Genomic DNA, 20,778 nt, shown 5'->3' on the forward strand with positions numbered 1-20,778 from the left:
CTATACGCAACAAGAGCCACGATAAGCAACATATTTGCGCAACATCCTTGACAATCACTGTGATCTAACGCACTCTGTTGCTTATGGCGAATTCTGTTGTTCCATGCGGAACGACTAGGAATTGGCGCCTACCGGTATTTGCGAGTCCCTTCCCAAATGAAGGGAGAGGTGCTTCATGCCCAAGGCCTGCGAGGGAAGCACTACGCCTATCCGCCGGGCGAACCGAACCTGTCACAAGGTGCCGGCCGACGGCCACATATGAGCCAATTGCAACATTGAGCAAAAGGAACCGTTATGACCCAGAAACCGAAGCTCCTTAGACACAGGCGGCTAGAGGTGTCCGACGTCAACGTCGTCAACCAGCCGATGCTCAAGAAGGCACTCGGCGGTACGATCGTCGGCAACACCATGGAATGGTACGACGTCGGCGTGTTCGGCTACCTGATAACCACCATGGGCCCCGTCTTCCTCCCGGAAGCTGACAGGTCCGTCCAAACCTTATTCCTGCTCGGCACCTTCGCCGCAACATTCATCGCCCGCCCGCTGGGCGGTGTCATCTTCGGTTGGCTCGGCGACAAGATTGGCCGCCAGAAGGTGCTGGCGGCGACGCTCCTGCTGATGGCGGCAAGTACCTTCGCCGTCGGACTCCTTCCCGGATACGCTCAGATCGGCGTATGGGCAGCCGCCCTGTTGGTGATCCTGAAACTCGTCCAGGGCTTTTCCACCGGCGGCGAGTACGCAGGCGCCACTACCTTCGTCTGCGAATACGCCCCCGATAAGCGGCGCGGCTTCTTCGCGAGCTTCCTGGACATGGGCTCGTATCTCGGCTTCGCGTTGGGAGCTGCGATCGTGTCCGTGCTGCAACTGTCTCTGGGCCAAGCGGCCATGGAGGAATGGGGCTGGAGGCTGCCCTTCCTGATCGCCGGGCCGCTCGGTGCGATCGCCGTCTACTTCCGGAACAAGATCGAGGAATCCCCCCAGTTCCAGGCAACCCTCGACGCCCAGCAAGCACTTTCTGCAGATGCTGCCGCAGCCGACAAAGCCGTGGCCAAGGGACCCCTGCCCATCATCAAGGCTTACTGGCGCCAAATTATCCTCGCCATGATCCTTGCCGCCGCTGCCAACACCGTAGGTTATGTCTTGACGTCCTACATGCCGACGTACCTGACCGAATCCAAAGGCTACGACCCCATCCACGGCACGCTGCTAACCATTCCCGTGATGGTGATAATGGCAGCCTGCATTCCGCTGACCGGGAAACTGTCCGACCGCATCGGCCGCCGCCCCGTCCTCTGGATCGGTGCCGGAAGCACCATCGTGTTCGCTATCCCGGCATTCCTGCTGATCGGCGTCGGTAATGTCTGGTCCACGCTCGCTGGCCTTGCCCTTGTCGCCTTCCCCGTGACGTTCTATGTCGCAAACCTCGCCTCGGCGCTTCCCGCGCAGTTCCCGACGTCGGGCCGCTATAGCAGCATGGGCATTGCCTACAACTTCTCCATGGCGCTTTTCGGCGGCACAACGCCATTCATCGTCCAAGGCCTGATCGAGGCTACGCACAATGACATGGCCCCGGCCTACTACCTCATGGGCACTTCCATCATCGGTGCGATCGGCATCTACTTCCTGCGCGAATCCGCCCGGCGGCCGCTGCCCGGCTCCATGCCGAGCGTTGATACTGAGGCCGAGGCCCGCGAGCTGGTCGCTACCCAGGACAACAACCCGCTGATCGACCTGGACGGAATGCCGTTCCTGGAGGATCATGCGTTCGAAAATACGGCCAGAGCCTCACTGCGATGATTTTCGAGGACCTAACTAATGCCCCAAAGCTCGCCAAACGGCGCCCAAAGAAGGAATCCACAATGAATCAATCCCTGCCGAAGGAAAACGTGCTTCGCATCTCAGGCGCCGGCGCCGATCCGATAATCGTCAACTTCGAAGGTTCCGAACCCGTCACGGTCCGGCTACAAATCGACGCCAAGTGCAACTGCCAAGACGACGGTGGCGCCAGCCGGCCGGGTTCCTACGCCTACAGTGATCCGCGGGGCCGAACCAAGCCAAGCGACGTTATCGATGCTCCATCGCGGCCGGAAAACATGGGTGTTTAGCTGAACATGCCACAGCCGCGGAGCGGAAACGGTCACGCGGCGCCCCCGATGATGAGACGGCCCTTCCTGGACGAGGCCCCGGCCGGCGTCGATGCCGCGTGCCCTTCGGCAAGGAATCGCGGCCATCCGATTTTAGAGATCGTCTTCGGGCCGGGCGGTGAGGATCCGATTGGCGCTGACCCGCAGGATGCCGAGCGACTCCTTGATCAGGGGCGATGCAATGCTGCCACTGCGCACCGCAGCGACAATGCGCCGCGATGGCTTCCCCTTGCCAGTAATGCGCAGTCGAACCACGTTTTCGGCACTATGCAGGGGGGCGAGTCGCGGCAGCAGGCCCACGCCCAGCCCCGCACCAACGAAGGCGATCTGCGTTTCCCATTCCACGGCCTCATGGGCAATCCGCGGCGTCACCCCGACTGCCGTGAACGCCGCGGTGAACAGGGAATGGTAGGTGGATCCGGCAGCCTCGGTGATCCAGGGTTCCGACGCCAGCTCTTCGAGCGTGACCTTTTCCCGCGATGCCAACGGATGGCTGGAAGGAATGATCACGTCCAATGGATCGTCGAGCAGAACGGTCTGCTCGAAGCGCGGATCGTCCTCAACATAAGTGTCGGACTGCATGGCGACGATGACCGCGATGTCGATCCGCTCGGCAACCAACAAGTCGAAGCAGCGGGCCGGGTTAGCCTCCAGCACCTGCACCTCCAGCGACGGGTGTGTTGAGCGCAAGGTGGCGGCCAGCGGCGCGAGCAACTGGGCGGCCGCGGTGGAGAATCCGCCGAGTCCAAAACGCGCGGGTATCTGCTCGCCGGCCTCCATGGCCGTAGCGCGCAGGTTCTCCCATTCGGCAATGAGGGTATCCGACCCAGCCACGAGAAAACGGCCTGTGGCGGTCAGCCGCACACCCCGGCCGTCCTTCGTCAGCAGCTGCATTCCAAGCACGCGCTGGAACTCCCGTAATTGCGCGGAGACGGCGGAGGGAGAATAGCCCGTGAGCTCTGCGGTTGCGCCAATGGTGCCGCACTGGGCAAACACCCGAAGTGTTATGAGCCGTGGATCGATCATGCATCTATTGTGCACTGTTATCTCCACAATCCTGCGCTTTTGTTGCAGATCGATCGGCTCTAATCTCATGAATAAAACGTTCGACAACGGCGATTGCACCCACCAACGCCGGTCTCGATGGTTCGCCCCCTACCTAGCCCTCCCGGGAGGAAACACATGTCTGCTCCAGTGAACGCGCCCCTCAATTCACGCCGAAAACTCGCTTTGTCATTGCCTGCCGAACAGTTGGCGGAAATCACCGAGTTGTTCGAGTTCCGGCGCGTGGGGTATTCCCTCAACGCCCCCTTCTACACCGATCCGACGATTTTCAAGATCGACATGGAGGCCATTTTTGGCCAGCACTGGATCTATGCCGCCAGCATCGCCGAACTGCCGGAGCCGGGCGACTACGTCACCGTCGACTACGGGCCCTACTCCCTGATCGTGCTGCGCAACGACGACGGCGGCGTGAAAGTCCTGCACAACGTGTGCCGCCACCGCGGCGCCCGCGTCCTGACCGAGCCCGCGGGGTCAACGGGAAACCTCGTGTGCGGCTATCACTCCTGGACCTACTCTCCCGAAGGTAATTTGATCCATGCCTCGGCGCCGGGGGAAACCAAGTTCGACAAGGGCTGTTTCGGCCTCAAGCGCGCCCACAGCCGCATGGTCGCCGGACTCATCTTCGTCTGCATTGCCGACGAACCGCCAACCGACTTCGACGAAACCTCAAAGATCTTCGAGCCCTACCTCGCGCCGCACGATCTGTCGAAGACTAAAGTCGCCTACCAGCAGAACATCATCGAGGAGGGCAACTGGAAGCTCGTCATGGAGAACAACCGTGAGTGCTACCACTGCGACGGCCACCCCGAGCTTGCCTGTTCCCTCTTTCCCACCTGGGGTCTGACGGAGGGCCTGATCCCGGCCCATCTCGAAGAGGTGTGGGACCGCAACAAGGAAGCACAGTCCTCGCTCGAGGAGCGTTGCCGCCGCTATGGCCTTCCCTACGAGGTGGTCGAGGAGCTCGACACCCGCATCGCGGGAATCCGTATCTCACGTGAATCGCTCGACGGAGAGGGCGAATCGTTCTCGGCCGACGGGCGCAGGCTCTCCAAGAAGCTGCTCGGCGACTTGCGGGACTTCCGCCTTGGCCGCTGCTCGATGCACCTGCAGCCCAACAGCTGGTTCCACTTCCAGAGCGACCACGTCATCACGTTCGCCGTCTTCCCCATCAACGAACACCAGACACTGGTACGCACCACCTGGCTGGTGGCTGACGACGCCGAGGAAGGCGTCGACTACGACCTGGAGAAGCTCACCTACACCTGGAAGCAGACCAATCTGCAGGACAAGGAGTTCGTGGAACTATGCCAGAAGGGCGCCGGCAGCCCCGCCTACGAACCCGGCCCGTACATGAAGAGCGAATACCAGGTGGAGGCGTTCATCAACTGGTACGTGCAGCGCGTGCAGGAGCACTTGGCATGATCGAACTCCGCACTGAGACGGCCGTCCAGGAACCACAGCGCATTCGCGGTCTTGAGATGCCGTGGAACAGGGTCATGGGCAGCACCGAGGGACCCGCAAGCGCCGCCCGCGCATTGGGCCCCTGGCATCCGCAGGAGTTCTTGGCCGAATGCGTCGAGACCGTTCCCGAGGTGGGCGGCATGATGACCTTCGTGTTTCGCCGCTGCGATGGTGCGCCGCTGGCGTTCCGTCCGGGCCAGTACGTGAACGTCGCCTTTCCCGTGAAGGGCGCGGACCAGGACGCGGTGGACCGCAGCTACTCGCTGTCCAGTTCGCCCACCAAGCCGTGGACCTTCGACATCACAGTCAAATGCGACCCCACGGGACAGGTCTCGCCGTGGGTGCACCAGAACGTCAAACCCGGCACCGTCCTCGACATGCTCGGACCAGTCGGGGCATTCCACCTGCCCGACGCCGACCGGCGGGCACGGTACCTGTTCCTGGCCGCCGGCGCTGGCATCACCCCCATCATGTCGATGGTGCGGACCATCCACTCGCTGCCCGGACAAGCCGATGTCGTGGTGCTCTACCACGGGGCGGCGGCCGGAGACTTTGCCTTCCACCAGGAGCTGGCCTACATCGCCTCCGTGGACTCGCGGGTCAAGGTCTTCTACTCCCTGGGCGACCGCAGCAAACCCGAGGGCTGGGAAGGGCTCACCGGAAGGCTCACGGCGGCCATGCTCGACGAGGTGGCTCCCGACGCCAACGGCCGCCAAGTCTACGCCTGCGGCCCCGAGGGTTACCTGAACACAGCCACCGAGCTCCTCAAGAAGGTCGGCGTCGACGACACCTCCATCTACATGGAATTCTTCTCGGGAGATCGCCAGACGCTCCTTGAATACCAGGCGGAGCTCGCGTTTGCGGTGGACATTGCGGAGGAAATCGCCGAGGAAATCGCCGATTCCGCCGAGGACTACTACGAAAGCCAGCCCACCGCGTTCGGGCTCTACGAGCCGGGCTACGACGCCGATGGAACCCTGCAGGCCACGGGCCTGCCGCTGGAAACCGTCGACCCTGACGTTCCCGGTCCCGAAGCCCCCGACGGCAGTCCGGACGTGGGACCGCAGGCCGGGTCCTCCGATGCCTCGAGCTTCGACACGGTCGGAACGGGAAGCCTCACCCTGTCCTTCATGCGCACCGGCATTAACGTGCGCATCGACCCCTCCGAACACATCCTCGAGGTGGCGCAGCGTGCCGGCGTCAGGATCGGAGCGAACTGCAAAGAGGGCATGTGCGGCTCCTGCAAGGTCGTCAAGCTCTCCGGGGAGGTCGAGATGAACCACCAGGGCGGCATTCGGGCACGGGAAATCGAGGCAGGCAAGTTCCTGCCCTGCTGCTCCACAGCACGAACCGATTTGGTGATCGATGCCTAGCAGCTTCCAGCTGCCGGGCCTCACGGAAGACCCGGTGCTCCTAGGGGTCCAGTTCGCCCGCCCGCGTCCACCCGAGGGCCTCGTACCGGTCCGCCGCCGCGGCGTCCACGGGCGCATAGACGACATCCGCGCCTTCGACGAACGCTTCCTCCGCCAGGCGGGCCAGAATCACAGCCTCGTGATCGAGCGCCACAGAGTCGCCGTCCACTGCGCGCACCGGGCCCACCACAGCGAATCCATCGCCGAACGCCACCCGGCCCCGCGCCAGAGGGCGGTCGAAGCGTGTCAACTCCACGACGTCGTAATCCTCCAAGGGCGCCTCGAACACCCCGAACTCGGACTCCAGCGGCAGCGCGCTGTTGACCTCGCCCGGCGGGGCGGTCATCAGGACGCCGGCGGGAAGTGTTTCCTCGCCTGCATTGAGCCGCGCCCATAGGGGCTGCCAGTCGTGTGTCGTTTCCGGTGCGCTCATGCACCAACCCTATCGTCGTCCCTGACTGCCGGTACATGCGGAATAGCTTGGCTTTCCGGGGTTTACCAGCGTGAATGGACCATCTCGCGGAAGTACGTGTCGTAGATTTCCCTGACGCTGTTCTCGAAGTCCGGACCCAGGTGGTCCAGTATCTGGATGGAGGCGGCGTTGGAGCGGGCTTGTTCGGGGCTTCGGGCACCTGGTATGACGGTGCTGACGCCGTCTTGTGCCGCGATCCAGGCGATGGCCGCTTGGGCTGTAGTTGCTCCGGACGGGACAAGCTTTTTGAATTCTTCCACCGCTTTGAGGCCTTGTTCAAAGTCAACTCCGGAGAAGGTCTCTCCGACGTCGAATGCTGCACCGTCCCGGTTGTATTTCCGGTGGTCATTTTCGGCAAAGACTGGGTCCTTGGAATACTTGCCCGAGAGCAGGCCGGAGGCCAGAGGGACCCTGGCGATGATGCCGACTCCGGCGTTCTTCGCCGCAGGCAGGACGCCCTCCAAGGGTTTGAGTCGGAAGGCGTTCAGAATGATCTGGACGGTGGCCGTGCCGTGTTCGATGGCTTCGAGTGCTTCATCGGTCCGCTCGACGCTGACGCCGTAGTCCTTGATTGCGCCTTCACTGACGAGCGTCTCCAGCGCATCGTAGACTTCCGGCCGGCTGTAGACCGGGGTCGGTGGGCAGTGCAACTGCACCAGGTCCAGGCAATCCGTCCGGAGGTTCCGCCGGGAACGGTCGACCCACTGCCGGAAGTTGGCCAGTGTGTAGTTCTCCGGTTTCTGTTCCAGGCGCCGCCCGATTTTGGTGGCTACCGTGATGTCCAGTCCGGGGTTGGCAGCGAGGTACGCCCCTATGGTTTGCTCGCTCCGCCCGTCGCCGTAGACATCGGCGGTATCGAAGAAGGTCACCCCGGAATCCACTGCGGCTTCCAGGATGTCGTTGGCTTCCTTCGGGTCCACGTTGCCCCAGTCTGCACCGAGCTGCCATGTGCCCAGCCCCACAACGGAGACGGACCGCCCCGTCTTGCCCAATACTCGCTGCTTCATCCTTCGACTGTAACCACGGCACAACAGCCCCGTCCGCATGGAGGGGGGCCAGTTGATCCTAGGACCGGAAGGGCCAGCCACGCCTGGTCAAAAGATGCTGCCGGACGATCTCGGGCTCTCCCGATTCCTCACCCGCCACCCGGGAAGCATAAGCACCAAGTGGCAGGGGACGGCCGGACGCCCCCGTCACACAGCTCAGGTGATGATGACGTTCTGGATGCTCTTTCCAGGTTTTTGAGGTCGACCACGCCGACCATCGCGTCCAAGTGTCGCAGCGGCACGGTGGCCCATGTTCGGTTAGCGGCGGAGTTTGACGGTCTGCGTCTGGCCGCCGAGTCCGGCAGTGTCGAGCGTGAGGGTTGAGCGGCCCTCGGCATCAGCGCCGAGGGTCGCCCCGGAGCCTTCCAGCACTGTGGACCATGTTCCTTCGGGCAGCGTCAATGTGATGCTGGATGCCTTCTGCGTGGGCTCGCTGACCGCCAGACTGAGCACATTTCCGTGCCTGGAGTAGACAACGCACGCGGGACCCGAGGCACCAAGGTCCCCCGCTGTTCCGGCCTTCCAAAAGGTTGCCGCCGTAGTCTTCTCGCTCTTGAACTCCACGGACTGGGCGGTGGCATCGTTCCGGATCACCGTGTGGTTGTCGCCTTGTGCGATCTGCCTGATTTGGGCGACCGATGCGCCTGGAGCCACCACGTAGGCGTAGCTGCCCGGTGCATCGCCTGCGCCGTGGTCAATGTAGACGGTGGCGAAGTTGCGCTGCTGGACGGTGGTGCTGCCGGCAAGGAGATTGACCGCCGACCAGCTTCCGGAGCGGCTTTCGCGGAGGACCGTGAGCGGTGAGGCGTCGAGGACGGCATAGCCGCCGAACCCTTCCAAATGGACCCAACGATCGTCGTCAAGAACCACTGCGCTGCCGGCCGATTCGGCGATGCTGCCCGACGCCGTCGTGAGGGCGTTGTTTCCTTCGTGAAGATTGCGGTGGTCCACAATGCTCTCCACGCGGGCGCCGCTCCTGGTGCTGATGTCGGCGCCGAGGCATACCGCCAGGTCCCCGCTGATGAACCAGGACTTCCTGGCCGACAAGCCGGTGCCACCGGGACCCACAAGATGCTGCCCGACGGCGGCCACCTCGCCCAGGGCCGCGGAGCCCGTCCACTCGTTTGCAGGGCGGGCTGCACCCCATTCGCCCTCCACCTTGTCCGGCAAGGGCGTGGTGTCCACGGTGGTGCCGGGCAGCCGGTTGTAGTTGGCGGTGGCCCAATAGGCGTCGTCGTATTGGCCCAGGTCGGCCGTATAGAAATGTGTCATGCCGGAACCCGTGTGGTATCCGCGGTTGTTTTCGCCGTTGCCGCATTCGTACCAGGCAATGCGGTTACTTGACATGGATAAGGACAGTGCCCAGCCGCTCCCCCGGTGGATGGTACGGTCCATGGCAGGGAAGAGCCGGTGCCCCGCAGTCTCGGCGACGGGCGCAATACCGCTGGCCTGGAGTTCCTTGACAAGGGCAGTTCTTGGCACGCTGGCCCCTGCAAGAATCGGGCGGCAGGTGTTGCGGGTGATCCATCCGGCGCACAGGCCCCGCCATCTTCCGGCGGTAGCGGGATCCATGGCGCGTGCCAGGAGGAGAATGGCTTCGATCGCGGAAGCCCCGAGGTCGTAGCCGGTGTTGGCCTCTCGGCTAATTGAGCGGCCACGCACGGCATCCGCCATGGCTCCGTTGATGATGAACGGCGCGTACGAACCCTCGACTGCGTCGAGGAAGATGCTGCGGCTTGGATCGGAGATTTCAGAGGCCGTGCCGCCAAGGAGCGCGAACAGCTTGGACAATCCAGTGAGCAGCACTACCCCGTACGAACCTGTGTATGCGGTGGTGCTGTGCTGGATGAAGGAGCCGTCCCTGAAGAATCCGTCTCCGCTAGTGACGTATTGCCACACTTGGCTCAGTCCCGTGATGGCGTGCTGAAGCTTTGCGGTATCTTCCCCGGCCAAGGAGCGGATGATGATTGCTTGGCTGAGGTCGACGCGGTTGGCTCCCACGGACGTGACCTTGGCTCTTGGTGCCATGAACTGCTGCCACGGGTCTGGCACGAAGTGGTCGATGGCTGCGCAGTTGGCAGCGATCTCGGCGGCGGTCAGTTCGCCGTGAATCAGGACCAATGTATCGGCCAAGGCCCTTGTCACACCGATTTCCCAGTTCCACCAGTTCCCGGATTCTACTTTCGTATCGTTGTAGGCAACGGCATGCGCGTCCGCCAGCCCCGCTTTGATGTCTGCAAGCACGGAAGCATCCCCGAACACTGTGGCAGTGGGGGTCGCCCAAGCGATGGCGAGCTGCTGCAGACGCTGGTAGGTGGAAGCAATGTGGACGTCGTTGGCGAGCGACAGGTCGGTGAAGACCGAGGTACGGCCTGCCGCGCGGTTGACCTTGGCCAGCGAGGCGGCGGCCTTGTTGTTCAGCGCGGTGATAGCCGTGGCGAAGTCTGGATCACCCGCCTGGATCACCGTGCGGCCGGTGATCTGGTCCACCCAGCGGGTCCGCAGCGCGGCGAAGTCCGCGGCGCTCGGCACTGATGCCGCCCAGGAATTTTGGGCAAACATCGAGCTGACAACGGCTGCAAGGGATAGCGTGCCTGCGGTCTGGAGAACCGTTCGGCGTGAGATCTGTGGTGACACGGAGTTGCTCCTAAGTAGGTGTGGTGGACGTGCCAAAGGCGCCCTGGACGCCGAGGCACAAAATGGACGGACTTGAGAACTAGGCGGTGATGCCGAGATCTTCGGCGCGGACGCGAAACGAGAGGGGGGCGCCCCGGGAAAGCCGGAGGGCTTCCTGGACGGTGCTGGCTGCCATGCGTTCCAGTTCGTTGCCCAGGGAACCGGCGATGTGCGGGGTCAGCAGGACATTTGGGTGCGCGTAGAAGCCGGAGTCCGCTGGCAGGACCCAAGGGGTGGTGACATCCAACACGGCATAGATATCACCGCGCTCCACCCGCGCCAGCAAGGCGCCTTGGTCGACGAGGTCACCCCTAGAGGTGTTGATGAACGTGGCTCCGGGGCGGAGCCCTTCGATCCGGCCGGCGTCGATGAGGTTCTTGGTGGAGGGGAGCGACGGCGCGTGGAGGGACACGACGTCGCTGCTCGCCACGAGCTCGTCCAAGGTGACGAGCTCGACGCCGATCGCGGCCGCCTCGGCGGCGTCGAGGTAGGGGTCGGCCACCACGACGTCAAGCTCGTACGGAGCGAGCAGGCGGATGACATGGCGCCCGATCTTGGAAGCACCGATGATCCCGACGCGCTTGCGGTAGTTTCCCATGTCAGGGAAGAGCCGTTCGGGCTGGATCTCCGCGCGGGCGGTATGCAGGGCGCGGGCGATCTGAAGGACGCGCTTGTTGGCCAGGATAATCATGGCCACGGTGTATTCGGCGACCGGGATGGCGTTGGCATCCGCGGCAGAGCTGACCTGGACGCCGCGTTCCCAGCAGGCGTCCGCAACGTGGTGTTTCACGCTCCCGGCCGCGTGCAGGACGTAGCGCAGGCGCGGTGCCGCATCCAGGACGGCGTCGTCAATCATGGGGCAGCCCCAGCCCGTGATGAGGATGTCGGCCTCCGCGAGCAGCGCCTTGCCTTCGGGTGCGTGGAAGTCCTGGATGGGCTCAAGGCTCAGGAGGTTCAGTTCAGGCTCGAGGGTGTCGAGGCTGCGTTCCGGGAACAGGGCCCGGGCGGTGTGGGCCGGCATGGCCAAGGCAACGTTGAGGGTCACTTGACGCTCCCTGCCGTCAAGCCGGACTTCCAGAATCGCTGCAGCATGATGAACGCGAGAAGCAGCGGCACGATGGACAGAAGGGACCCAGTGATCACCAGGGGTGTGAATTCCGGCTGCGGTACGGCGTAGCCCTGCCAGATGGAAATCCCGACGCTGACCGGGAGCAGTTGCTGGTCCTGGAGCATCACCAACGGAAGCATGAAGTTGTTCCAGACGCCGACAAACTGGAACAGGGCGATCGTGACGTATCCGGGGAGCATCATGGGCAGGCCGAGTGAGAAGAAGGATCGGATGGCTCCGGCCCCATCCACACGCGCGGCTTCGAGCGTTTCGGCCGGGACGTAGGCCGCGGAGTAAACCCGGGCCAGGTAGACACCGAAAGGGTTGCAGAGCACGGGGATGAGGACGGCCCAGATGGTGTTGGTGATCCCGAAAACCGATGCCAGCAGATACATGGGCAGGACGGTGGCGGTGTTCGGGATGAGGACGCCCACCAGGACGATACCGAAGAAGGAGTCCTTGCCGCGGAACTGGAACTTGTCGAACGCATACCCGGCCATGACCGAGATGAGCCCGCCAAAGACGGCTCCGAAAGCCGCGTAGAACATGGAGTTCGCCATCCACCGGAGGAACACGCCGCCGTCTTGGCTCAGGACCGCGACGACGTTGTCAAAAAAGGCCGGGTGCCCGAAAGCGTAGGCCGCCGTTCCGTAGAGGTCCGCGGTGCTTTTGGTGGAGGCGAAGAAGAGCCACAGCACCGGAAGCACCATGTAGGCGGAACCGAGGATCAGGAGTGCGTTCACGGTGAAGGTGCTGGCGAACCCGACTCGGGCGGCCCGGCGTCGTTTCAAAGGTGAAGGCGCAAGCGCAGTTCGGGGCCGGGGGAAGGTGGTGGCGCTCATGCTTTGTTCATCCTTGAGCTGAAGCGGGTGACGGCCCAGGACAGCACGGCGGCCATGAGCGCAATGATGATGGAGGCGGCCGCGGCCTGGTTGAGGTTGTGCCGATTGAAGGCCGCGTCGTAGGCCCACATGTTCGGAACCCATGTGCTGGTGACGGACGCCGTGGCCTTGGAGATGATGGAGGGTTCGGTGAACAGCTGCAGCGTGCCGATCACGGTGAAGAGCATGATGACGCTGAGTGCGGGCAGGATCAGCGGCAGCTTGATGCTGAGGGCCGCACGGATTTCCCCGGCTCCGTCAACACGAGCGGCCTCGAGGACTTCCCGCGGAACCGCCTGCAGCGCCGTGAAGAGCACGATCACGTTGTAGCCCGTCCATTCCCACACGGCGATGTTCACGATCGACGGCAGGATCAGGTGGGCATCCAGGAAGTTCAGCGAAATGCCGCCGGTTTCGAGGACGGAGACGATGGGACTGACTCCCGGCGTGTACAGATAGGCCCAGATGAGCGCGGCGATGACGCCGGGAACGGCATGCGGCAGGAAGACAAGGAGTTGGAACAGTTTCCGGGCACGTGCGACGGCGGCATCCAGTAGGAGCGCGAACGCCAAGGCGCCGCCCACCATGCATGGAATGTACATAGCGCAGTACAGCGCGAGGCGGCCGATGCCGCCCACGAAGGCCTCGGATTGCAGGACCTGCAGGTAGTTCTCGAGGCCGACGAACGCGGTCTTCGCCTCGCCGAAGCCCAGGCCGGATTTCTGCTGGGCGAAGAAGCTCAACACGATCGAATAGATGACGGGTGCCACCATCGCCAAGGCGAAGACGGCAAAGAACGGGGTAAGGAACAGGGCGGCGGTGCGGCCGCCGGTTCCGGAAAGGCCGCGTGGCTTGCGGATGGTTGAAGCGGGGGCGGCGGCAACTCGGCTGGCCGGCTTCGTAGGTGCTTGATTGACCATTTGAATCTCCTCGCTGGCGGGGTGGCTTGCCATGAAGCCACCCCGCCGGGCGGGCCTACTCCTTGACGGAGAGGCCGTTCTGCTTGAGTCCGCCCACCGTGGCAGTCTGCGCGGTTTCGATGCCCTGCTTGACGGTGCCGCCGGTGGTCAGCTTGCCGAAAGCATCCTTCATGGCGGTGTTGGTGAGGTCCCAGTTCGGTCCCCACTGCCAGCCGCTCCTGACGGAGGCGAAGGCCTTGTCGAAGACGGCGTAGATGTCGTTGCCGAAGTAGCTCGCGTCGAACGCGCCCTTCGCCACTGGAGTCAGTCCTGGAAACGCCAGGTAGGCCGAGCCGGCACTGCCGCGGGCCTTGACGGCGTCGGGGTTGGTGGTGAGGAACTCGATGAACTTAGCTGCAGCGGCGGGGTTCTTGCTGCCCTTGGGGATGTTGAAGCTGGAACCGCCCAGGAAACCGTTCGAGGGAGTGCCCCAGTTCGGCACCTCGGCCGCAATCCACTGGCCGGCCTGGTTGTTTGCTTTCGTACGCGACTGCAGGCCAGGGGCACTCCAGCTCGCGCCGAGGACACCGACAACGGTGCTGCTGGCCAGATCGGCGGACCATTCGTCGCTGAAGGACTGTTCGACCTTGACGATCTTCTCGTCGATCAACTTCTGCCAGTAGTTGGCCACCTTCTGCGTGGCCTCATCCTTGACGCCGATCTTCCAGGTGTCGCCCTCGGCTGAGAACCACTTGGCACCGGCCTGCCAGGCCAGGCCCGCGGTGACGACCGGATCGTTCGTGTAGAAGCTGGCGAGGTAGGCGTTCGGCGCCACTGCCTTGACCCTCTGGCCGGCCTTCTCGAAATCATCCCAGGTCTTTGGAACCTCAACGCCTGCCTTTTCCAGCAGGTCCTTGCGGTACCACATGACCATCGGGGTGGTGTCGTAGGGAAGGGCGTAGGTCTTCCCGCCGAGTTGTACCAGTCCGCGGGCTTGGTCCGAGAGCTTGTCCAGCGTTGCGGACTTGTCGATCAGTCCGTCCAGCGGCTGGAGCTGACCGTTGCTGACGAACTGGGCCAGCTGCGGGTATTCGATGGTGGCCACGTCGGGACCGTTGCCCGCCGTGATGGCAGTGGACAGCTTGGCGTAACCCCCGCTGGCGCCGTTGGGGACGGTTTCGAAGTTGACCTTGATCTTGTTCTGGCTTGCGTTGAACGCTGCGGCGACCTTGTCCATCCCGGCGAGCGAGGACCAGAACGTGATGGTGCCGGTGGGTTCTTGAGCCGGGGTCGGGGTTGCGGAGGGGGTTGTCCCGCAGGCCGTGATGAGGGCGGCACTGGCCACGAGGCTGGCCGCTCCGAGCAGAAGCTGGCGACGCTTCATTCTGTTCTCCTTTGAAGTTCACGATGCGAAGTCGTGGTGTGCCTTGAAGCACTTAACTCCCAGTGAAACGGTCAGCGAGTAAACATATCAACGGAATGAACAGAATTGAACACTAGAACCGGAGTGAAGTTGTCTTGGCTTCCGTCATTCGGCGGCCCCGACGTGAAGCGCCTGGCTCTGGGTGGAATCCCGGATATTGAGGCTGGGAGAGAGGCTCAGTCGCTGCAGCGCCGACACGCCCCGTCGCTGGGCTCCGATCCGGTTCAGGCACATCAGCAGCGCTTCGTGGCCGACGTCGTATTTTGGCGGTGCCACGGCGGTGAGGGGAACGGTACCCAGCGCCGCGATTTCGTCGTCGTACGCGATGATAGCCAAGTCCCCGGGGATGCGGACGCGGCGATCCTGGCAGGCGCTGGCGAACTGCAGCGCGTCCTCATCACTGTGCACGATCGCAGCAGTCACGTGCGACTCGGCGCACCAGTCGAGAATCCCTTCCACCACCAGGCGGTGCGCCTGTGGATCGTTCAGCGCACGCGAGACGGGGCGCACCATGGTGGAGTCCTGCGGGGTCCCGGCCCGCCGCATGGCGAGGTGGTAGCCCTCGATGACCTGGGCGGCAGTGGGAGTCTTCTCCCGGACGCACAAGGCAATCCTTCTGTGGCCGAGGGACAGGAGATGGTTGACCGCGATCTCCGCCCCGCGCACATGGTCGCTGCGTACGGATTCCAGGCGGCACTCTTCAGAAATGTCGTCGATGGAGCGTTCGACGACGACAACCGGCACCGCCGTCTCAGCCAGCAAGGCCAGGGTTTCAGTTCCGGCCAAGGAAACCTCACTGGGCGTAACCAGGATGCCGTCAACGCCGTGTTCGAACAGACGGCGAAGCTGGCGCCGTTCCTCGGCCCCGGAGTAGTTGGAAACCCCCAGCACCAGCCGAACTCCCGCTTCCTGGGCGGCCGCCTCCGCGCCCCGGATAACCCCGGGAAAATAGTACGACGCGGACGGGACGATCATGCCGACCGTCGCCAGCGGGCGGCTCCCGCCCGGCCGCCCTGACAACAGAGGAACGCTGCCGGGACCCGATGGTCCCCTGGGGTTCATGCCGGTCGCGCGACGCCGGCCGCTTTCAATGGCGGACCCGGCGACAGGGACGGCACCACCTCGGACGCGTTGCAGGAGCCCCTGCTCCGCGAGAGCTGCCAAGTCACGACGGACCGTCATCCCGGACGTTCCCATTCTTGCCGCGAAATCCTCAACGCTGAGGGAGCCGTGAAAAGCCAACTCCTTCAGAATCTGCAGGTGCCGGTCCTCGGGGAGCATGAGAGCCTCCGATCAAGTTCGCTTGTGTTTGATTTGTTCATTATGAACTAGAGCCGACGCTGGCTCCGAAAGTCAAGGCCATTTGGGCCCGTGAGAATTGGCCGCGCACGAGATGTGCATTGTTGTTCAAATCAGCTACCAATGCTTGACCTCAGGTTCCTCAGGGACTTCTCCTTGAATCAGCGGACATTCATCGGAGGAGAAGAATTGATAGTGAAGTGGGCGAAAGGCTCGGCGGCGGCCGCCTGGTTGGTGAGAACTTCGTGAAAGCGAAGGTTGCGTTTTCTACGCTCGGCTGCCCGGAAGCGTCCCTGCAAGAGATTCTGGACATTGCGGCCACCTATGGGGTTCAAGGGCTCGAACTCCGTTCCATGGCAGGACAAATAGTGCATGCTGGCTTATCGAGTGAAGAGCGCGGCTGGATCCGTAGGCGGATCAACGAGGCAGGGTTGCACGTCGTCTGCGTAGCCACGTACGTACGTGTGGGCGATCCCGGGCTAAGCGACGACCACGTACTCGGCGAGCTTGAGGCCCAGATGCTTCTCGCTCGTGACCTGGGAGCGGCAGGCGTCCGCGTTTTTCCGGGTGGGGCTGGCACGGATTCGGATGCACGCATCGCAAGGCGGCTCGCGGCGGCCGCCCTCTCCGCCCCTGACATCCGGATATGGCTGGAAACGCACGACTCGCATCCCCGAGGAACGGACATCCGGCGGGTTATGACGCTATTGGACGAGATATGCCCCGGTCACGGCGTCCAAGTCATCTGGGACGTACTCCATCCGGCCGCTGCCGGTGAGCGCCCCGCCACGACGTTCGAAGCCATCGGCCCGTGGTTTGGCTATGCGCAACTCAAAGATGCCAACTTCGACGGACAGCTACGGCTCCTCGGTCAGGGCGACATTCCGTTGCACGAAATCCTCATTCTCCTCGAAGACCGAACCGAGTGGCTTTCATTGGAATGGGAGCGCCCATGGCATCCCGAACTCCCCGAACTGGCCGTGGCCTTGGCCGGAATGAGGCAGTGGTTTGAAAAACTGACGGGTCCTTAAGCAGAAGGCCATTTCCTGCATTCGCTGGATGATGACCGGAACATGTCAAGCTTCTTTGGCCCCGTTGGGGCGGGGTACGAGTGGCTCCACTTGCGCCGGCTTTTGGTCTGGCCCTGCGGGAGTGGCGTCCGACCGGAATACCGGTCCGTGTCGAATGCCTGAACCGGGGCTCACGGGTCGCGGGAGAGACCTGAGACCTATTCCTCTACTTCCGCGTGGACCATCTCGGTAGGCTCACCATTATGGAGAATTCAGAGTTGAGACCTGACACCGAAGTACTCAGCGTTCATGAGTGCTGGAAGTACCTTCGTTCCTCCTCCGTCGGCAGAATTGCGCTCGTCAGAGGCGACAGCCCGGAGATCTTCCCAGTCAACTACCTGCCTGACGAGGGGACAGTGATCTTCCGGACAGGACCGGGCACCAAACTGGATGCCGTCATGGCCGGGCAAGTGATTGCATTGGAAGCCGATGGTTTCAACACCTACGGCACAATTGCGTGGAGTGTCATCGTCAAGGGACGTGCCGAAATAGTCACGGAAGCTGAAGAACTGCAGGAATCTTCCGTTATGGAACTCTCGCCTTGGGAAGCCGGCGCCAAAAATCATCTGGTCCGGATTACGCCGGCGGAAATGAGCGGTCGCAGGTTCGTGATCAGCCCGCCATCCCAATGGTGGCCCCCACGCGATTCGTGACCGCTGGTCAGGCCGGCTGCCTCGGTCCTCGCCGACCATGGCTTCCCCGCATTGCCTTGTGCCTTGGGCTGCGTGTCCGGTGCCGAAGGGAGGACGCCGCTTCGTTCATGTCACTCGACCAACTGAAAATCCGGAAGATGGAGGACCAAAGACTCTGGGATCAATTCCCCATGCTTCGCATTCTGGAAGGGTCAAGCCGGTTCGGGCATGACCAGATTCCAGGACAAGGAGGTCAGGAATGTCGGACTTAATCAGGTGGTTCGATAACCGTCGCTCACCCATTGAGATGATCGAACGGCTATTCGAAGGTGATGTGGCAGCATCCGGGATCCGGGTCGAACAATTGGTTGAAGGCACCACCTTGGTGGTTCGCGCCGAACTGCCGGGGATCGATCCCGAGAAGGACGTTGAAATCACGCTTGGCGACGGGTTCCTTGAAATAAGGGCTGAACGGCAGGAGAAAGAGGAGCAAAAGGACAAGGGCAGCTACAGAACGGAATTCCGCTACGGCTCCTTCGTCCGCAGGCTGCCAGTTCCGGACACAATCCAAAAGGACGACGTCTCCGCTTCATACAAGGACGGTGTTCTCGAAGTGAGAGCCCCGATTCCGGAAAGGGTCCAACCCTCCTCCGCTCACAAGATCTCGATTACGCGGGAGTAGTACACACGGTCCAGATGATGGCCTGCCACGGGCGGGCCGTGACTTTCGGCCCTATCATCCGGAATCGCAACGGGTCACGCTAGCGGGGAACGAAATCACCCCTATCGCGGGAGGAAAGTCATGGGCGGGGAAGCATCCACTGCAAGGATAGTTGTTGGTGTTGATGGATCGGAAGCCTCCATAGAGGCACTGAGGCAGGCCCAGAGCCTTGCGGTGCCATTGGGAGCGCAAATCGAGGCCGTTGCCTACTGGGAGTTCCCTCAGGTCTATGGCGGCTATGTGGCCATGGGCATCGATGACTTCGAGGAAGGCGCCGGACAGGTCCTCAAGGAATCCTTGGAGAAAGCGTTCGGTCCGGGACTGCCGGACAACGTCGTCTCGCGCGTTGTCCGCGGTCAGGCACGGGAATCCCTCATTGAAGCTAGCCGGGAAGCTGACATGATCGTTCTCGGCAGGCGTGGCCACGGAGGATTTGGCGGGCTGCTGCTCGGATCGGTCAGTTCAGCCTGCGTTGCCCACGCCCACTGCCCGGTCCTTGTTGTCCATGCTCCGGAAAAGAAGTGAACGACACCGACGGCGGAGAGAGGAGACGCCTGATGGCGCCCTTGTGGTCTCTGAGTCGCCTTCTCGCCGATCCAGCCGCTCAAATGCCGTGACTTGCAGAAGCAAAATCGGCCCCCAGGAGAAACAAATGTCCTTTCCCAACATGGATCCCAGCCCCTTTGACGATGTCCGGCACGTCACGGAGGAGCTTAGCGAGGAGCGTTGCTGGGAGCTGTTGTGCTCACAGGACACAGGCCGCTTCGGCTTCAACTACAAGAACAGGGTGATGATCCTGCCCGTCAGCTACCTCGTCCATGACCGGGCGATCTACTTCCGTACGTCCGCTGCCGGGACCATCGGGGACGCCGTTCCTCGCTTGAGTTCATCGTTCGAGATTGATGAGGCGCAGCCCGAGCGAAGCGAAGGGTGGTCGGTCCTGGTCAGTGGACCTTCCTCGCATGTGCAGGAACCGGAGCTGTTGACCTATCTTTGGGGACAGGCCATGGTAGAGCCCTGGGCAGGCGGAGCAAGGAATGACTTCATCCGGATCCACGCCGCGGTGGTGACTGGCCGCCACGTACACCTAGCCTGAATCCGGGTCCTGGCGCCAGGCGTCAACGGTGCTCTCCAGAGTGCCGGGCCTGCCCGAGTCGGGTTCGACGGCTGTGCTGTCGATTCCCGTGATGGCCTCGCCCGCCTTTTCCCCGGGAAGGAACCCCGCCCGCTATTTGCTCTTCTTGACCCGGCGTATGCGGGTAATGATGGTGGGGCACGCCAGCTGGGCAAGGACTGCGTGGGCGGTCGAGCCCAGCAGGAGACGCTTGATTCCGCCTCCGCCGCGGCTGCCAAGGACCAGCAGCTTCGCCGTCGATGCGGCTTCAGCGAGGGCCTGGGCCGGTGGATCGGTGGCCAGGACCCTGTGGACGACGAGGTCGGGGTACTTTTCCGCCAGGCCGGCGACTGTCTCGGCGAGGACCAGCCGTTCTTCTTCCATGAATTGCTCGCCGAAGCTGCCCTCAGGCAACCCCCTTTGCAACCAGGCGCCGGGTATCGGGTAGGCGTGCATGACGGTCAGTTCCTGTCCTTCACGGTCTGCCTCCGCGGCGGCGAATGCTACCGCCTGTGTTGATTCCTCCGAACCGTCCACTCCGACGATGACTCCGTGGCGGTTGTGCACCGTCTCTTCTCCGACGACGGCCACGGGGCAAACGGCCACGGAGGCGATCTGCAGGGCGCGGTCGGTCAGCCGGCCTCCGGGCCTGACATGGGTCCCGGAACCGATGACCACCAGGGAAGCCTTCTTGGACCTTTTGCGAAGGGCGTACCCTGCGGTGCCCGAAATCAATACCGTTCGAACTTCAACTTTCGGTTCCACCCCGGCTGCATGGGCTTTGGCCTTGATCAGAAGCTCTGTCGCGGCCTTGTTGGCCATCTCGTTGTAGGCAAAGGATTCGGCCATCCAGCGGTCATCCACCGCATGCACGAGTTGCACGGGCAGCTTCAAAGCCGCGGCCCGGTGCATTGCCCAAGTCACCGCGGCCTCGTTGGCCCCGGTGTCGTTGATGCCGACGACTATTGGCTCTTTCATGGCATGTCCGCTCTTCCTCGATGATGTCTTCGACCGTTGGGCTTCCGCCTCAACTACCCCAGCTCTGCGGGTCCCATGGACTGGGAAGAGCTCGGACGCCACCGTATCTGCGGGGAGCCGAAGCGCCTCGTTGCAAGGTACGCCCCTGCGCCCATGATGGTGAATCCAATGATTCCGAGGGCCGGGGTGCGGGCCGCGACCCCGGTCAGGAGCACAAGGCATCCGACGACGGCGGCGAAGATGCCGAAAGCTGTGTGTCGGGACTTGGGATGCCCGGGCGTCGATCTCATCTTTGCCGCGAATTTCGGGTCATCGCGTTCCAGTTCCTGGGCGATCTGTTCCAGTGTCTTCTTTTCGTGCTCGGAGAGAGCCATCAT

20 protein-coding genes are annotated in these 20,778 nt (G+C 62.9%); 9 read left to right on the forward strand and 11 right to left on the reverse strand.

The window, feature by feature from the left end:
• The first annotated feature begins 294 nt into the window (after positions 1-294).
• Positions 295-1,797 (forward strand): MFS transporter, encoded by a 1,503-nt coding sequence (locus VLA65_RS09160; protein WP_307053728.1) that lies wholly within the window; start codon positions 295-297, stop codon positions 1,795-1,797.
• A gap of 62 nt (positions 1,798-1,859) precedes the next feature.
• The gene (locus VLA65_RS09165; protein WP_332602311.1) at positions 1,860-2,105 is read left to right on the forward strand and encodes a hypothetical protein; all 246 of its coding nucleotides are present in this window, start codon (positions 1,860-1,862) and stop codon (positions 2,103-2,105) included.
• A 132-nt stretch (positions 2,106-2,237) separates the two neighbouring features.
• Here VLA65_RS09165 and VLA65_RS09170 read toward each other — a convergent pair whose 3' ends face one another.
• Positions 2,238-3,170 carry a LysR family transcriptional regulator gene (locus VLA65_RS09170; protein WP_284989190.1) on the reverse strand — a complete coding sequence of 311 codons (933 nt, stop codon included), beginning with the start codon at positions 3,168-3,170 and terminating at the stop codon, positions 2,238-2,240.
• A gap of 156 nt (positions 3,171-3,326) precedes the next feature.
• On the opposite strand from VLA65_RS09170, the gene VLA65_RS09175 reads away from it, so the two are divergent.
• A complete protein-coding gene (locus VLA65_RS09175; RefSeq protein ID WP_332602312.1) occupies positions 3,327-4,631 on the forward strand; it encodes an aromatic ring-hydroxylating oxygenase subunit alpha in 1,305 nt (434 codons plus the stop codon).
• On the forward strand, positions 4,628-6,043 hold the full coding sequence (locus VLA65_RS09180; RefSeq protein ID WP_306960121.1) for a ferredoxin reductase: 1,416 nt from the start codon (positions 4,628-4,630) through the stop codon (positions 6,041-6,043). The genes VLA65_RS09175 and VLA65_RS09180 overlap by 4 nt, the downstream gene beginning before the upstream one ends.
• 40 nt (positions 6,044-6,083) lie before the next feature.
• On the opposite strand, the gene VLA65_RS09185 is transcribed toward VLA65_RS09180, so the two are convergent.
• From VLA65_RS09185 to VLA65_RS09220, 8 genes are all read right to left on the reverse strand, one after another.
• Positions 6,084-6,515: a hypothetical protein gene (locus VLA65_RS09185; protein WP_332602313.1), complete on the reverse strand. Its 432-nt coding sequence runs from the start codon at positions 6,513-6,515 to the stop codon at positions 6,084-6,086.
• Positions 6,516-6,577: 62 nt separating this feature from the next.
• Positions 6,578-7,561, reverse strand: a complete 984-nt coding sequence (locus VLA65_RS09190; RefSeq protein WP_332602314.1) for an aldo/keto reductase — start codon at positions 7,559-7,561, stop codon at positions 6,578-6,580.
• 297 nt (positions 7,562-7,858) lie between these two features.
• Positions 7,859-10,237, reverse strand: a complete 2,379-nt coding sequence (locus VLA65_RS09195; RefSeq protein ID WP_332602315.1) for a polysaccharide lyase 8 family protein — start codon at positions 10,235-10,237, stop codon at positions 7,859-7,861.
• A gap of 79 nt (positions 10,238-10,316) precedes the next feature.
• Entirely contained in the window at positions 10,317-11,321 is a 1,005-nt protein-coding gene (locus VLA65_RS09200; RefSeq protein ID WP_284989195.1) for a hydroxyacid dehydrogenase, read from the reverse strand.
• Complete coding sequence (locus VLA65_RS09205) at positions 11,318-12,226, reverse strand: carbohydrate ABC transporter permease (protein ID WP_059388989.1); 909 nt, start codon at positions 12,224-12,226, stop codon at positions 11,318-11,320. The genes VLA65_RS09200 and VLA65_RS09205 overlap by 4 nt, the downstream gene beginning before the upstream one ends.
• Positions 12,223-13,185 (reverse strand): carbohydrate ABC transporter permease, encoded by a 963-nt coding sequence (locus VLA65_RS09210; protein WP_332602316.1) that lies wholly within the window; start codon positions 13,183-13,185, stop codon positions 12,223-12,225. Before VLA65_RS09210 ends, VLA65_RS09205 begins: the two co-directional genes overlap by 4 nt.
• Before the next feature lie 55 nt (positions 13,186-13,240).
• On the reverse strand, positions 13,241-14,548 hold the full coding sequence (locus VLA65_RS09215) for an ABC transporter substrate-binding protein (protein ID WP_332602317.1): 1,308 nt from the start codon (positions 14,546-14,548) through the stop codon (positions 13,241-13,243).
• A 144-nt stretch (positions 14,549-14,692) separates the two neighbouring features.
• A complete protein-coding gene (locus VLA65_RS09220; RefSeq protein WP_332602318.1) occupies positions 14,693-15,868 on the reverse strand; it encodes a substrate-binding domain-containing protein in 1,176 nt (391 codons plus the stop codon).
• A 218-nt stretch (positions 15,869-16,086) separates the two neighbouring features.
• On the opposite strand from VLA65_RS09220, the gene VLA65_RS09225 reads away from it, so the two are divergent.
• The 5 genes from VLA65_RS09225 to VLA65_RS09245 all read left to right on the forward strand — a co-directional run bounded on the left by VLA65_RS09225 (position 16,087) and on the right by VLA65_RS09245 (position 19,405).
• Entirely contained in the window at positions 16,087-16,917 is an 831-nt protein-coding gene (locus VLA65_RS09225) for a sugar phosphate isomerase/epimerase family protein (protein ID WP_059388994.1), read from the forward strand.
• 242 nt (positions 16,918-17,159) lie between these two features.
• On the forward strand, positions 17,160-17,609 hold the full coding sequence (locus VLA65_RS09230) for a pyridoxamine 5'-phosphate oxidase family protein (RefSeq protein WP_284989201.1): 450 nt from the start codon (positions 17,160-17,162) through the stop codon (positions 17,607-17,609).
• 238 nt (positions 17,610-17,847) lie between these two features.
• On the forward strand, positions 17,848-18,270 hold the full coding sequence (locus tag VLA65_RS09235) for an Hsp20/alpha crystallin family protein (RefSeq protein WP_284989202.1): 423 nt from the start codon (positions 17,848-17,850) through the stop codon (positions 18,268-18,270).
• Between the two features lie 120 nt (positions 18,271-18,390).
• Entirely contained in the window at positions 18,391-18,834 is a 444-nt protein-coding gene (locus VLA65_RS09240) for a universal stress protein (protein ID WP_284989203.1), read from the forward strand.
• 127 nt (positions 18,835-18,961) lie between these two features.
• Complete coding sequence (locus VLA65_RS09245) at positions 18,962-19,405, forward strand: pyridoxamine 5'-phosphate oxidase family protein (protein WP_284989204.1); 444 nt, start codon at positions 18,962-18,964, stop codon at positions 19,403-19,405.
• A gap of 132 nt (positions 19,406-19,537) precedes the next feature.
• On the opposite strand, the gene VLA65_RS09250 is transcribed toward VLA65_RS09245, so the two are convergent.
• Together VLA65_RS09250 and VLA65_RS09255 are read right to left on the reverse strand one after the other, a co-directional pair.
• A complete protein-coding gene (locus VLA65_RS09250) occupies positions 19,538-20,401 on the reverse strand; it encodes a universal stress protein (protein WP_332602319.1) in 864 nt (287 codons plus the stop codon).
• Between the two features lie 53 nt (positions 20,402-20,454).
• A complete protein-coding gene (locus VLA65_RS09255; protein ID WP_306972488.1) occupies positions 20,455-20,778 on the reverse strand; it encodes a DUF3040 domain-containing protein in 324 nt (107 codons plus the stop codon).

Origin of the sequence: Arthrobacter sp. S2(2024) (assembly GCF_036662515.1) — a bacterium.
GTDB lineage: Bacteria > Actinomycetota > Actinomycetes > Actinomycetales > Micrococcaceae > Arthrobacter.

Coding starts and splice junctions, on each gene's coding strand:
- VLA65_RS09160 (WP_307053728.1), top strand. CDS start 295: ATGACCCAGAAACCGAAGCTCCTTAGACACAGGCGGCTAGAGGTGTCC.
- VLA65_RS09165 (WP_332602311.1), top strand. CDS start 1,860: ATGAATCAATCCCTGCCGAAGGAAAACGTGCTTCGCATCTCAGGCGCC.
- VLA65_RS09170 (WP_284989190.1), bottom strand. CDS start 3,170: ATGATCGATCCACGGCTCATAACACTTCGGGTGTTTGCCCAGTGCGGC.
- VLA65_RS09175 (WP_332602312.1), top strand. CDS start 3,327: ATGTCTGCTCCAGTGAACGCGCCCCTCAATTCACGCCGAAAACTCGCT.
- VLA65_RS09180 (WP_306960121.1), top strand. CDS start 4,628: ATGATCGAACTCCGCACTGAGACGGCCGTCCAGGAACCACAGCGCATT.
- VLA65_RS09185 (WP_332602313.1), bottom strand. CDS start 6,515: ATGAGCGCACCGGAAACGACACACGACTGGCAGCCCCTATGGGCGCGG.
- VLA65_RS09190 (WP_332602314.1), bottom strand. CDS start 7,561: ATGAAGCAGCGAGTATTGGGCAAGACGGGGCGGTCCGTCTCCGTTGTG.
- VLA65_RS09205 (WP_059388989.1), bottom strand. CDS start 12,226: ATGAGCGCCACCACCTTCCCCCGGCCCCGAACTGCGCTTGCGCCTTCA.
- VLA65_RS09210 (WP_332602316.1), bottom strand. CDS start 13,185: ATGGTCAATCAAGCACCTACGAAGCCGGCCAGCCGAGTTGCCGCCGCC.
- VLA65_RS09215 (WP_332602317.1), bottom strand. CDS start 14,548: ATGAAGCGTCGCCAGCTTCTGCTCGGAGCGGCCAGCCTCGTGGCCAGT.
- VLA65_RS09220 (WP_332602318.1), bottom strand. CDS start 15,868: ATGCTCCCCGAGGACCGGCACCTGCAGATTCTGAAGGAGTTGGCTTTT.
- VLA65_RS09230 (WP_284989201.1), top strand. CDS start 17,160: ATGGAGAATTCAGAGTTGAGACCTGACACCGAAGTACTCAGCGTTCAT.
- VLA65_RS09235 (WP_284989202.1), top strand. CDS start 17,848: ATGTCGGACTTAATCAGGTGGTTCGATAACCGTCGCTCACCCATTGAG.
- VLA65_RS09240 (WP_284989203.1), top strand. CDS start 18,391: ATGGGCGGGGAAGCATCCACTGCAAGGATAGTTGTTGGTGTTGATGGA.
- VLA65_RS09245 (WP_284989204.1), top strand. CDS start 18,962: ATGTCCTTTCCCAACATGGATCCCAGCCCCTTTGACGATGTCCGGCAC.
- VLA65_RS09250 (WP_332602319.1), bottom strand. CDS start 20,401: ATGAAAGAGCCAATAGTCGTCGGCATCAACGACACCGGGGCCAACGAG.
- VLA65_RS09255 (WP_306972488.1), bottom strand. CDS start 20,778: ATGATGGCTCTCTCCGAGCACGAAAAGAAGACACTGGAACAGATCGCC.